The sequence below is a fragment of the Paraburkholderia sp. A3BS-1L genome (assembly GCF_051125215.1).
Lineage (GTDB): Bacteria > Pseudomonadota > Gammaproteobacteria > Burkholderiales > Burkholderiaceae > Paraburkholderia.
In genome coordinates this window covers 861,615-873,715 of sequence record NZ_CP120444.1, presented here as the reverse complement: position 1 = coordinate 873,715, position 12,101 = coordinate 861,615, and the positions used below count along the sequence as shown (strand labels likewise).

The 12,101-nt window shown below is 65.3% G+C and carries 8 protein-coding genes, 1 tRNA gene and 1 pseudogene; 5 read left to right on the top strand and 5 right to left on the bottom strand.

What is annotated here, in order from left to right; genetic code table 11:
- Positions 1-880: 880 nt before the first annotated feature.
- The 3 genes and pseudogenes from P5W99_RS29070 to P5W99_RS29060 all read right to left on the bottom strand — a co-directional run bounded on the left by P5W99_RS29070 (position 881) and on the right by P5W99_RS29060 (position 3,316).
- Positions 881-2,100: pseudogene (locus P5W99_RS29070) on the bottom strand (tyrosine-type recombinase/integrase).
- 173 nt (positions 2,101-2,273) lie between these two features.
- A tRNA-Leu gene (locus P5W99_RS29065) sits at positions 2,274-2,358 on the bottom strand.
- Positions 2,359-2,473: 115 nt separating this feature from the next.
- Positions 2,474-3,316 (bottom strand): alpha/beta fold hydrolase, encoded by an 843-nt coding sequence (locus tag P5W99_RS29060; RefSeq protein ID WP_421027304.1) that lies wholly within the window; start codon positions 3,314-3,316, stop codon positions 2,474-2,476.
- 283 nt (positions 3,317-3,599) lie between these two features.
- On the opposite strand from P5W99_RS29060, the gene P5W99_RS29055 reads away from it, so the two are divergent.
- The 3 genes from P5W99_RS29055 to P5W99_RS29045 all read left to right on the top strand — a co-directional run bounded on the left by P5W99_RS29055 (position 3,600) and on the right by P5W99_RS29045 (position 8,302).
- Complete coding sequence (locus tag P5W99_RS29055; protein ID WP_421027303.1) at positions 3,600-5,477, top strand: methyl-accepting chemotaxis protein; 1,878 nt, start codon at positions 3,600-3,602, stop codon at positions 5,475-5,477.
- A gap of 234 nt (positions 5,478-5,711) precedes the next feature.
- Positions 5,712-7,082 carry an MFS transporter gene (locus P5W99_RS29050; RefSeq protein WP_421027302.1) on the top strand — a complete coding sequence of 457 codons (1,371 nt, stop codon included), beginning with the start codon at positions 5,712-5,714 and terminating at the stop codon, positions 7,080-7,082.
- A 137-nt stretch (positions 7,083-7,219) separates the two neighbouring features.
- A complete protein-coding gene (locus P5W99_RS29045; RefSeq protein ID WP_421027301.1) occupies positions 7,220-8,302 on the top strand; it encodes a diguanylate cyclase domain-containing protein in 1,083 nt (360 codons plus the stop codon).
- A 127-nt stretch (positions 8,303-8,429) separates the two neighbouring features.
- On the opposite strand, the gene P5W99_RS29040 is transcribed toward P5W99_RS29045, so the two are convergent.
- Both P5W99_RS29040 and P5W99_RS29035 read right to left on the bottom strand, forming a co-directional pair.
- A complete protein-coding gene (locus P5W99_RS29040) occupies positions 8,430-9,101 on the bottom strand; it encodes a Vgb family protein (protein WP_421027300.1) in 672 nt (223 codons plus the stop codon).
- Positions 9,102-9,131: 30 nt separating this feature from the next.
- Positions 9,132-10,352 carry a helix-turn-helix domain-containing protein gene (locus P5W99_RS29035; RefSeq protein WP_421027299.1) on the bottom strand — a complete coding sequence of 407 codons (1,221 nt, stop codon included), beginning with the start codon at positions 10,350-10,352 and terminating at the stop codon, positions 9,132-9,134.
- Positions 10,353-10,477: 125 nt separating this feature from the next.
- Here P5W99_RS29035 and P5W99_RS29030 point away from each other — a divergent pair, with 125 nt between their 5' ends.
- Together P5W99_RS29030 and P5W99_RS29025 are read left to right on the top strand one after the other, a co-directional pair.
- A complete protein-coding gene (locus P5W99_RS29030; RefSeq protein WP_421027298.1) occupies positions 10,478-11,242 on the top strand; it encodes a DUF899 domain-containing protein in 765 nt (254 codons plus the stop codon).
- 16 nt (positions 11,243-11,258) lie between these two features.
- Positions 11,259-12,089 carry a DUF2182 domain-containing protein gene (locus tag P5W99_RS29025; protein WP_421027297.1) on the top strand — a complete coding sequence of 277 codons (831 nt, stop codon included), beginning with the start codon at positions 11,259-11,261 and terminating at the stop codon, positions 12,087-12,089.
- Positions 12,090-12,101 lie beyond the last annotated feature (12 nt).

Sequence of the window (12,101 nt, the reverse complement as noted above, 5' to 3'; positions counted from 1 at the left end):
TGGCGGCCGCGGAATATCCACTTCGGCAACTTCGCGCGGTGTTCTGGCTCTCAGGAGAGCTTTTGAAACGCGTCCGCGGAACGTCCGCGGCGATCGTCCCGCCGATTACAGCTGCACCGAGCGTCGCGCGATATGCCTCATGCGCCATCCATTGCTCGTTTGCAGAACTGTCTTTTCAAATCTCACGCGTATGTTTGAGGAATGACACGGGCCGACGATTGGCGTTGTGCTCTCACCACGAAACAAAAAAATATGTCGTTCCAACGCGTTCCGCGTGTATCCGAGGTGTTCCGCAAACGTCTGCTTTCCGCGTGACTGCGGCATTGACGCCCTGTCCGATGGGATACACGATGGCTTCAAGCGCTCCAATCACCCAATGCAAATGGACGGTCGCCATACCCGCACCGAAGACCTACACGAAAGCACAATGGGACGAGTTTGCCCGGCGACTCGACGCACTACCGGAAAAGCCACCATCGGAACGGCGCGTCACGGTACGCGATGCAATGCCAAAGGTCCGAGCCCATATCAATGCGGCTCGCGCGAAGGGATATTCGTTCGAACAACTATCGATCAGGCGAAGCAGGCCCGCATCGACGTAACGGCCTGCGCACTCCGATACGCGCTCCAGGATGCGACGAAACGACGAACAAACACTCGTCGAGCGGCTGGCTCACCCCATTCGCATGGGACAGCGGACCCGTCCGGCACTTACCCGGCCCTGCGGCCGTCCGATCAGCAGGGCAGTACACCATCGCGGACAAAGACGGGGCCCGGCAACAATAAATCCGGATCGAAGGTCATTCATGACGCATTCGGTGGTTTTGAGATCACACCCGATACGGAAAATCTCTGAACGCGAAAGCGGTGGTGGCCGCCGTTAAGTCGCAGTTCTCCCAGTCTCGATACGAATCACCTCTGCGCCCAATCGGAGCCGATCCAGGTAATCGGCCCATTTCTGCATCATTGCCCGGCGTTCCTTGATGAACTTCGTGCGGTTGTAAGCCGTTCCGAGGTTGTCCGGTACCGTGTGCGCGAGCTGATGCTCGATCACCTCCGGCTTCTGCTCGAGTTCCTCGTGCAGAATCGTGCGCGCCATCGCACGAAAACCGTGTCCGGTGATCTCCGTGCGCGTGTCGTAGCCGAACCGGCGCAGCGCGGCATTGATCGCGGCCTCGCTCATCGGTCGGTTGCGATCGCGCGCGCCAGAAAACACATAGCGGCCGGCACCGGTGAGTGCGTGCAGGTCGCGCAGAATGGCGATCGATTGCGTGGAGAGCGGTACCAGATGCTCGGTTTCGGTCTTGGTGACGAGGTAGCGCCATTCGCCCTTGTCCAAATCGAATTGGGACCATTCGGCCTGCCGAAGCTCTCCAGGCCGGACGAAAAGAAGGGGCGAGAGCCTGAGCACGCAGAGGACGGGGAAGGTGCGGGTGAATCCGTCGAATGCACGCAGCATTTCGCCGACTTTTGTCGGCTCCGTGATCGACGCGAAGTGGGTCGTTTGCGCAGGAGGAATGGCACCCACCAGGTCCCGCGCGGGGTCGGCTTTGCAGTGTCCTTTTTTGATCCCGTACCGGAATACCCGGCTTATTTCACTTCGCACGCGGTGGGCGGTGAAGCGGGCGCCGCGACCGTCGATACGCTTGAGGACGGCCAGAATCTCGGGGGCGTCGATTTCGGTGATCGGACGCTTGCCAAGCCACGGGAACACGTCGTTTTCCATGCGGGAGAGCGTCTTTTCGTGTTGCGCGGGCTCGAGCGTGCTCTTGCGTTCGTGCATCCAGCCGCGCGCGACTGCTTCGAAGGAGTTGGCCGCCGCGAGCCTGGCGGCGCGTTTCTCTAGGCGCTTGACGTTGCTAGGGCAGCCAACTTCTCACGAGCCTCCTCCCGCTTCTTCCGAGCCGCCGCCAGCGATACGTCCGGGTAGACGCCGCGCGCTAGCGTTTTGTCCTTCCCGGCGAAGCGGTAATTCATCCGCCAGCACTTCGCCCCGGACTTGTCGAGCTGAAGATACATGCGGCCGCCGTCTGACAGGCGGTTGCCGGTTCCGTCCGGGTTGTAACGCGCGTTCCTGACCTGGGTGTCGGTGAGCGGCATGGTGGTATCTCCTATCGGAGAAGGGCTGCAGCGAGCCAGATACCACCCAAAATACCACCCGATACCACCGGCTGTCCAAGGACCAAACCGGACCGCCGAGAAAAGAAAAACCCCGCAAGAGCTTGATCTTGCGGGGTTTGTCGGAATACTTCGGCTTTCGCCGGAACAACTTCTGGTGCTCAGAGCGGGACTCGAACCCGCATGCCTTTCGGCGCTACCCCCTCAAGATAGTGCGTCTACCAATTTCGCCACCTGAGCAAGAGGAACGGGATTGTATCGGCTCATTGCCGATTTTTGAAGTCCCCAATCCAAAAATTTCCGAAATAATTCCGGTGGCGCGAATCACGTTCCGGAGGCCTCTCGTGCGCTCGGGTCAGCCCTCGACGCCTTGCAGAAATTCGCCCACTATCGCCGCCACCCGCGCTTCCTGCTCGCGGTGCGGCACGTGGCGCACGCCTTCCATGATCGTCGCGCGGGCCGGGCCGCTCACGCGCGCCGCGATGGTCTCGGGGTGCACGCGCGTGCCGTACTCGTCCAGGCTGCCGTGAATCGCGAGGGTGGCGCACTCCACGCGCGGCAACACTGTGTCGAGCGACCAGTCGGCGAATTCGGGCGAGAGCCACGTTTCGATCCACGCGTCGAGCACCCATTGCGTCTTCTCGCCGTGGTAGCGCGCGAGCCGGGCGAACTGCGCGGGATCTCGAAACTGCTCGCGCGCCGCGCGGATGCCCGCCAGCGTGCGATCTTCCGCGAAGGTCTGCGCCGCCTCGGTCACGAGCGCCACGCAACGCTGCGGGTGCTGCGCGGCGCATTCGATCGCCATGCCGCCGCCCACGCTGTGGCCAAATGCAACGAAGCGATCGATCCCCAGCTGATCGCACAGCGCCGGCACATCATGCCGAGCCTCGTCGCGCACGAACGACGCGGTTAGCCGGTCCGTGCGCGCGCCGGAAGCGCCAAAGCCAGCGCGGTCGTACGCAATCACACGCCGGTTGGTTGCGCGCGCAAGCGTCTGCGGAAATGTGCCCCACAACGCGACGCAGCCCAGCGAGTCGTGCAGCAGCACAATCGGCGCGCGGCGCGCCGCCGCTTCGCTCGCCGAGGTGTGCGGAGCATCTGTCCCCCAGCTGCGTGCGAACAGCCGGCCCTTTTGGGTCTCGATCCAATGGTCCTGCGGGTCCTGCTGGTGCTGGGTGATGGCTTGCGTTTCGCTCATGCTCGTTCGGATATCAATGATTTGTCCGGTCGGAGGTCGCAGTATGCCCGCCGACCGCTCACGCCGTGTACTTTCCACGCTCCGTCGATTATCAACGAAAAGTTAGCAATGCCTGACCGTAACCACCGAATAAGTGAAGCGTGCGGGGCGCGACAGGATCGAATGCGCGCTCATGCAGGATGCGTGCGCCGCATACTGCCTATATCTGTTCGCTACTTAAGTTCTCGAATCGGCAACCGATAACGTTTTACGAAACCACGTTTAACGTTGTCGAGAGCCCCTAATGTCCATTTGGCGAAAGCTTTCCATTCAGAACAAGCTGGTTCTGAGCATGACTACCTGCTTGCTGATTTTCATCGGCATTTCAAGCGGGCTGAGCGTCTGGTTGATTGGCGACACCGTGCGCGAGCGCGTCGTGCAAGACGAACTGCCGACGGCCGTGAAGGGCATTCGCGCCGACATCGAGCGCCAGCTTGCTGGGCCGATCACCGCCGCGCGGGCGATGGCAACCGATCCGTTTCTTCAGCAATGGGAAGCCGATGGCGAACCCGAGGCCGCCACCGCCACATGGATGCGTCTCGCGCAGAACGTGAAAACCGAACAGAAGGCCGTGAGCGTGCAATGGGCGTCCACGAAGAGCGGCAACTATTTCACCGAAGCCGGCCTGCAACGCAAGCTCGGCGAGCACGATCAGTGGCTCCAGAGCTTCCTCGCCACGGGCAAGCCCTACGAGGTGAGCATGGATCGCGACGTGAGCCTGGGCGGCTACATGATGTTCATTAATGCGCGCGTGGAAAGCCTCAATGGTTCCGGCGGCCCGACCGGCGTCGCCGCCATGGGGCTCTCCGTTGATGCGCTGGCCGCGGGCGTCGCGAACTACAAGCTCGGCGAGACGGGATTTGCGTATCTCGTGCATCCGGACGGCTCGATCATGATCCATCGCGACACCGCGCTGGTCGACGGCAAGCACTTCCTCAAGGACCTGCCCGGCATGCCCGCGAATGCGGGCTCCACGCTGCTGGCCGGCAAGCGCTACACCTTCATGACCTACCCGGCGCCGGGCGGCACGCGCTACATCGCCACCTCGTTCGTGCCGCAGCTCAATGCCTACGTGGTGGTCGAAGTGCCGCAAGCGGAATTGCTAGGGCCGTTCGAGCGCGCGATCCGCATGGCGACCGTCATCGCCGCCGTCGTGGGTCTGGCCGGCGCGCTCGCGGTGATCCTGCTGGTGGGCCGCGCCATCGCCGCGCCGGTGCGCCGCGCGGCCACGCTGCTCGCGGAAATCGCCAGCGGCCAGGGCGACCTCACCCGCCATATGAAGGTCGAAAGCAGCGACGAGATCGGCCAGCTCGCCGATGCGTTCAACCGCTTCGTCGCGTCGATGAACACCCTCGTGCGCCGCGTGCGGGCCTCGTCGACTTCGATCGCGATCGGCTCCACGCAGATCGCAACGGGCAACGCGGACCTGAGCCAGCGTACCGAGGAACAGGCCAGCAATCTCGAACGCACCGCGGCGTCGATGGAGCAGATCACCGCCGCCGTGAAGAACAATTCGGACACCGCGCACACCGCCGCGCAAATGGCGAGCCGCGCTTCCTCGGCCGCCGCCGAAGGTGGCGAGGTGGTCGGCCAGGTGGTGAGCACGATGGAGCAGATCAGCGATGCTTCGCGCAAGATCTCCGAGATCATCGTGGTGATCGACAGCATCGCATTCCAAACCAATATTCTCGCGCTCAACGCAGCGGTGGAAGCGGCGCGCGCCGGCGAGCAAGGCCGCGGCTTCGCCGTGGTGGCTTCCGAGGTGCGCAACCTCGCGCAGCGCAGCGCGCAGGCCGCCAAGGAAATCAAGGCGCTGATCGAACATAGCGCCGGGACCGTGGACACCGGTTCGCGCCTCGTTGCCAACGCCGGCAAGGTCATGGACGACGTGGTCTCGCAGGTGCAGAGCGTGAGCACCATGATGAGCGAGATCACCTCGGCCAGCCTCGAGCAGAGCGCGGGCATCGGGCAGATCGGCGACGCGATGCAGTTGCTCGATCAGGTGACGCAGCAGAACGCGGCGCTGGTGGAGGAAAGCGCGGCGGCGGCGGAGAGCTTGAAGCAGCAGGCGGCGGAGCTCGACAGGCTGGTGGCGGTGTTCAAGGTGGGAGATGAGAGGTGATTCGGCCGCGTGAGGATTTACCCTGAATACGGCCTGAATCCCGCGACCCGGGATCGGCTCTTGCGCCATTCAATCGAATCCGCAATGCATCACAACGTGATATATCATTACGGTACTACCCTGGCGACCCGGCGCACGTAGCCTGTCACGCGTCGCGTACATGGGTGCCGATAAGGCCGTCGCGCGCGCCATGAGTCACCAGACCCCATCACCCTTATTCCTTGGGGGTACGAAATGAGTGACGAAAAACCAGGAGCGCTGCTCCTGACCGATCAGGAAGCCCATCGTCAATTGCGCCGGGCCGTGATCGCCAGCACGATCGGCACGACGATCGAATGGTACGACTTCTTCCTTTACAGCATTGTCACAGGCCTCGTTTTCGCGAAGCTCTATTTTCCCGAGTCGGATCCGCTGGTCGGCACGCTGCAGGCGTTTCTGATCTACGCCGTGGGCTTCGTCGCGCGGCCAGTGGGCGCGGCCATATTCGGCCACTACGGCGATCGGGTCGGGCGCAAGGCCACGCTCATCGTCACGTTGCTGCTGATGGGGCTCGCCACCTTCGCCGTGGGCTTCGTTCCCACCTATGCGTCGATCGGCATCTGGGGCGCCGTGATCCTCACCGTGTTGCGCTTCATTCAAGGCGTGGGCGTGGGCGGCGAATGGGGCGGCTCGGTGCTGATGTCGATGGAGTGGGCGCGCACCAATGCGCACCGCGGCTTCGTTGCGTCCTGGCCGCAGTTCGGCGTGCCGGCGGGGCTCTTCATCGCCAATCTGGTGGTGCTGGCGATGAGCCAGATCTCCGGCAGCAGCTTTCTCACGTGGGGATGGCGCGTGCCGTTCTTCCTGAGCATCGTGCTGGTCGCCATCGGCCTGTATATCCGTCTGAGCATTCTTGAAACGCCGATCTTCGCGAAGCTTCTCGCCGAACGCAAGATCGAGAAGACGCCGATGACGGAGGTGATCCGCCGCCAGCCGAAAGACATCCTGCTCTCGGCATTCGCGCGCATGGCCGAGCAGGCGCCGTTCTATATTTTCACGGCGTTCGTCTTCGCCTATGGCGTGAGAACGCTCGGCGCCTCGCGCGACCTCATGCTCACGGCCGTGCTGGCCGCCGCGGTGGTGGAATTTTTCACCATCCCATTCTTTGGCCACGTGTCCGATCTGATCGGACGCAAGCGGATGTACATGATTGGCGCTGCTTGCGCCGGCCTGTTCGGCTTTGTTTTCTTCGCGATGATCGACACCCGTAATCCAGCGCTGATTTTCGCGGCCATTGTGCTTTCGCTGGTGCCTCATTCGATGCTTTACGGGCCACAAGCGGCGTTGATCGCGGAGTCGTTCACGGGGCGGCTGCGTTACAGCGGCGCGTCGCTCGGTTATCAATTGGCTTCCGTGATTGCAGGCGGCCCCGCGCCGCTGATTGCCACCGCGCTGTTCGCGTATTACCGCACGGGCTATGCAATCGCCGCTTATATTTTCGTGTGCGGCGTGGTGAGCCTGCTGGCCGCGTGGCGCATGGGCGATTACACCAACAAGGACATTTCGCGTGAATACGACGATGCCCGGTCGCCGGGCAGTGGTGGACATACACCCCGGCACGCCTGATCGATCACGCGGCTCCTGCGGTATTTTTTACGGCACTCGCAACCGCACCAGACAAAATCGGTTGCTGCGCCAACAACCCCTGTGTGCGAGTTAAACTGCCGGACGATAAAACCAGAATTCGATCGGGGGTAGTTGGCATGAGCGAGGCCTATTCTCATTTTTGGCCCGGGCAGGGTTTTCTGGGCGCATTCCAGAAGAACCCTGAAAAAGAGCAGGCCGTGCTGCGCGTGTCGCTGGGCGGCCTGGTTTTTTTAGCCTATCTGGCCGCCGCCTCGGTTTATCGAACCAAAAACATCTATGAAACCACGGCGCTGGTCGCACTTTACGTGGCCTACGGCGGCGTCACATACATTGCCGCGACGGTCGCGCCCGGCCGCTCGCGCCGGAGATTGACCCTCACCACGTTCGCCGATCAGTCGCTCCTGATCGCGCTGCTCGCGGTGGGCGGCCAGGCCACGCTGCCGCTGCTCTGGGTCGTGTTCTGGTTTCTGGTCGGCGCGGGCTGCCGCTACGGCCAGCGCATGCTCGGGCTCTCGTGCGCGGTGGCGCTGACCGGTATCGCGGGCTTGATGCATTGGCAGCCGTGGTGGCACGCGAATTTCACGGCCGGCCTCGGCGTCGCGCTCAGCCTGGCCGCCACCTCGATCTATCTGGCGGTGCTGGTGCGCCGGCTTGAAAAGCAGGCCGCGACCGACCCGCTCACGGGGCTGAGCAATCGCGTTCAGCTCGAGCACGCGATTGGCCGGACCCTCGCCCTGCGCAGCCCCGAAGCAAGCCAGGCCGCGCTGCTGCTCATCGACCTCGACGGTTTCAAGGAGGTCAACGACGCGCACGGCCATGCGGTTGGCGACGAGCTGCTGCGCCGCTTTGCTGCCGCGTTGGCGAGTTGCGTGCGCCGCGGCGACACGCTCGCCCGCCTCGGCGGCGACGAATTCGTGGTGCTGGCCCACCAGATCCCCAGCAAGGCCAACGCATTGAGCATTGCCACGCGCATCCACGCGATCCTGGGCGCCATGCGCACCGTCGCCGGACATCCTGTGGCCGTTTCCGGCAGCATTGGCGTGTGCATGCTGGCACAAGAGGCCGGTGCGTCACCACTCGCGCCGCTCACCGCTCGCGCGTTGATGCGAGCCGCCGACGGCGCCATGTATCGCGCGAAATCCCGTGGCAGCGGACAGACGGTGTTCGCCGAGACGGACGAAATGCGCGCCGTCGCATAAGCCCCCTGCGCCGGCCTCAAAACTTCGACAGCGCCTGCGCGAAGCGGAAATGAACGCAATTCGCGCGGCCAGCCGGACACTCGGCTCGCCGAATCTCGCGGGCCATAGCCGCCGATGGAAACGCCGCTCAGCCGGCCGCTTCATCGTCCCCCTGATGGGCTGCATCGCGCCCGGGCCGGCGCACCGCGCGGATTTTGCCGCTGTTGCCGCCGCCACAGAAGAACTGCTCGCCGCCGTCCGACTCCAGCCCGGAAACCCCTACCCCCGGCGGCATGTCGAGCCGCTCGAGCACCTTGCCCGTGTTCGGGTCGATGTGCCGCAGTTCGCTCTCTTCGCCCTCCCAGGTGGCATGCCAGAGTTCGCCGTCCACCCAGGTCACGCCGGTGACGAAGCGGTTCGCTTCGATCGTCCGCAGGATCTCGCCGGTTTGCGGGTCGATCTGGTGGATCTTGCGCTCGCGGTATTCGCCCACCCAGAGCGTGCCGTCGGCCCATGCGAGCCCCGAATCGCCGCCCTTGCCCGGCGCGGGCAATGTCGCGAGCACGCGGCCCGTCTGCGGATCGATCTTCTGGATCCGCGCCTCGGCGATCTGATACAGATGCTGGCCGTCGAAGGCCGTGCCCGCGTGCGCAGCCACGTCGAGCGAGCGCAGCGTCTCGCCGCTGTGCGGATCGAGCGCCGTGATGCGTTCGCCCGAGGCGAACCAGACCTGCTTGCCGTCGTAGGTGAGTCCATGCACATTATCGACGCCAGCAAAAGGGCCGTACTCGCGAATGATGGTGGCATTGGCGTGCTTCATCGTTTTCTCCTGTTCGTTCACGCCTTCATCCTAATCGCCGGGCAGCGGCGCGGGGAGTAACAAGCTGGTCGCGAATCCGGGCGCGGGCGGCACGATCCAGCGGCGCGCGCGCCCCTGGCCGAACGCCTGCACCTTGCGCCCCGCCGCCAGCGCGTCGAGCGCGCGCTGCACGGTGCGCTGACTCGCGCCCAGCGCAAGCGCGAGCGCCGAGCTCGACCACGACTCGCCGTCCGCGAGCAAGGCCAGCACCGCCGCGTGCTGCTCCTCGACGGGCCGCGCCAGCACGACCACCTCGCGCGCATGCTGGGGCGCGAGCGCGAAACCCTGCTGGGTGGCGTCGATGCCGGCCACGCCTTTGAGCAAGCCGCGCAGCCGCCCAATCTCGACGCGCAGACGCGCACGGTGCGTTTCGTCGGCGTGCTTCATGCGAAAAGCACGCGCGATGAGCGCGTCGCGCGGCACGTCGCCGGGCCACGCTTCGGCCAGCGCGCGGGCCAGCACGAACAGCACGGGCCGCCGCGCGAGCGGCACCAGCGCCGCGCCCTGACGCACGACGTAACGGCACGCGTCGACCACCAGCGCCGGCGACGCCAGCAACGCTTCGACTTCTTCGAGCAGTAGCGCACGCGCCTCGCCGTGCGTAACGAGACGCGCGGCGGGCGCTTCGAGCAGTTGCGCCGCGTTCTCGACCTCGGCGAGCAGCGGCGCGATGCGCGCAAGACGCGCTGCCTGCGCGGCGTCGGCCAACGCCTTGCGCGCCGCCTGGGTCTGGATGCGCCGCATCGCGATGCCTGCCGCAATCAGCGCGTGCGCCGCGCGCAACGCGGGCGGCAAGGGCGCGGGATCGATTTCAGCGAGCAGCCCCTGTGCGCCGTCGAGCCGGCCGATCAGCAGCAGCCGGCGAATCTCCAGATAACGCGCATGGGCGGCGTTCACGCGGTCGCCGTGCGCTTCGAGCGTGCGGCGCGCCGCATCGAGCGTGGCCACGGGCCAGCCGAGATCGCGCGAAGCCAGCGCGATTTCCGCTTGCGCGACGACGCAGCGCGCGCGAGCCACGGCCTCCCTCGCGCCGAACGCGCGCGCCGCGCGGCGCAGCAGCGCTTTCGCACGCTCCAGATCGCCGAGCTGCGCCATGGCGATGCCGCGCAGCGCAAGCGCGGGCGGGTCGTCGCGCAACGCGACGCGATTCAGCGCGCCGAGCGGGTCACCAGCGGCGAGCGCGTGCGCCGCCGCCGTGATCAGCGAGTCCATGCTCATCGGAATCCCGACACACTTGTCACTCCCTCCCGTACCAAGGCCGGACCTAATCTACCACGGCATTCAGGCGGTTTTGACGCACTGGGACTCACCCCAGCAGACCCACACAGGAGGCAACCATGGCAACGCACACGACTGGAACACGCGAGCAATGGCTCGCGGCAAGGCTCGAACTGCTCGCAGCCGAAAAGGAACTCACCCGGCGCAGCGATGCGCTCGCGCAGCAACGCCGGGCGCTGCCATGGGTGCGCGTGGACAAGACCTATACGTTCGAGACCGAACAAGGCCAGGCCACGCTGCCCGACCTCTTCGCAGGACGCTCGCAACTGCTCGTCTATCACTTCATGTTCGGCCCCGACTACGCGGCGGGCTGCCCGTCATGCTCGGCGCTCGCCGATGGCTTCGCCGGCAGCGTCACCCATCTCGCGAATCACGACGTGACGCTGATGGCGGTCTCGCGCGCGCCGCTCGCGAAGCTGCTGGCCTACCGGCAGCGCATGGGGTGGGCGTTCGCGTGGGCGTCGTCGCGCGGCAACGATTTCAACTTCGACTTCAACGTCTCGTTCACGGCCGAGCAGCAGCGCGAAGGCAGCGTCGAATACAACTACGTGCGCGGCAGCCACGCGATGGACACGGAGCCGCCGCCCGCGCCGGTCGCGCAATTCGCGGCGAGCTGCGGCACCGACGCCGCCACCTATGCGCGCGACCGCCCCGGCATGAGCGCATTCGTGCTGGATGACGGCGTGGTCTACCACACGTATTCGACCTACGCGCGCGGCCTCGACGGCTTGTGGAGCATGTACCAGTGGCTCGACCGCGCGCCCGCCGGACGCAACGAAGCGGGCATCTGGTGGAAGCGGCACGACGAGTACGGCCGCCTCTGAAACCCCGGAGTTGGCCATGAGCATCGTCGACATGACGCGCATGCCCGGCATGTCCCGGCGCACCGCGTCGAACAGCATCCTGATCGGCGCGGCGGCGCTGCTGTTCGCGGCGAGCGCGGCCGCAACGGTGCGGCGCTACGCCTACATGGCGGCGATGAGCGGCACGCCGATGGCGGGCCGCTGGATGCTTTCGGCGATCTGGACGCCGATGTGCGGGCAAACGTGGTGGCAGGCCGCCGCCTCGTTTGCCTCCATGTGGGCAGTGATGATGCCCGCGATGATGCTGCCCGTGCTCGTGCCGATGGTGTTGCGCGAGCGCGGAACGTGGAGCCGCCTGCCTCCCACTCAATCCGGATTGCTAATGATATTGATCGGCGCGGGCTACTTCATGTTCTGGATGCTGGCCGGCTGCGCGGTATTTCCGCTGGGCAGCGCACTGGCAGCCGGCGCGATACGCGTGCCCGCGCTCGCTCGCGCTGCGCCGGCCAGTGCGGGCGCGCTCCTCGTGCTCGCCAGCCTGTTTCAGTTCACGTCATGGAAAGCGCAGCAGCTTGCCTGCTGCCGCACAATGCGCCGATGCGGCGATGCGCCGATGCGATCGCACGCGCCCGCCAGCGCGAGTGCGGCATTGCGCCATGGACTGCGCCTCGGCGTGCAGTGCGGCCTCTGCTGCGGCAACTGGATGGCGGTGCTGCTCGTGGTGGGCGTAATGGATCCGCGCGCGATGGCAGCGATCACGGCGGTCATCGCCGCCGAGCGCATCGCGCCGTGTCACGTGCAGGTGGCGCGCATCATCGGAGTGGCCGGCATTATTGCCGGGCTGGCGACGATGGCGCAGGGCCTGTGATTCCGCGACGAC

Bases quoted from the DNA above. Each gene is read 5' to 3' on its own strand.
- P5W99_RS29050 (WP_421027302.1), top strand. From the start codon at position 5,712: ATGAGTGACGAAAAACCAGGAGCGCTGCTCCTGACCGATCAGGAAGCC.
- P5W99_RS29045 (WP_421027301.1), top strand. From the start codon at position 7,220: ATGAGCGAGGCCTATTCTCATTTTTGGCCCGGGCAGGGTTTTCTGGGC.
- P5W99_RS29055 (WP_421027303.1), top strand. From the start codon at position 3,600: ATGTCCATTTGGCGAAAGCTTTCCATTCAGAACAAGCTGGTTCTGAGC.
- P5W99_RS29025 (WP_421027297.1), top strand. From the start codon at position 11,259: ATGAGCATCGTCGACATGACGCGCATGCCCGGCATGTCCCGGCGCACC.
- P5W99_RS29060 (WP_421027304.1), bottom strand. From the start codon at position 3,316: ATGAGCGAAACGCAAGCCATCACCCAGCACCAGCAGGACCCGCAGGAC.
- P5W99_RS29030 (WP_421027298.1), top strand. From the start codon at position 10,478: ATGGCAACGCACACGACTGGAACACGCGAGCAATGGCTCGCGGCAAGG.
- P5W99_RS29040 (WP_421027300.1), bottom strand. From the start codon at position 9,101: ATGAAGCACGCCAATGCCACCATCATTCGCGAGTACGGCCCTTTTGCT.
- P5W99_RS29035 (WP_421027299.1), bottom strand. From the start codon at position 10,352: ATGGACTCGCTGATCACGGCGGCGGCGCACGCGCTCGCCGCTGGTGAC.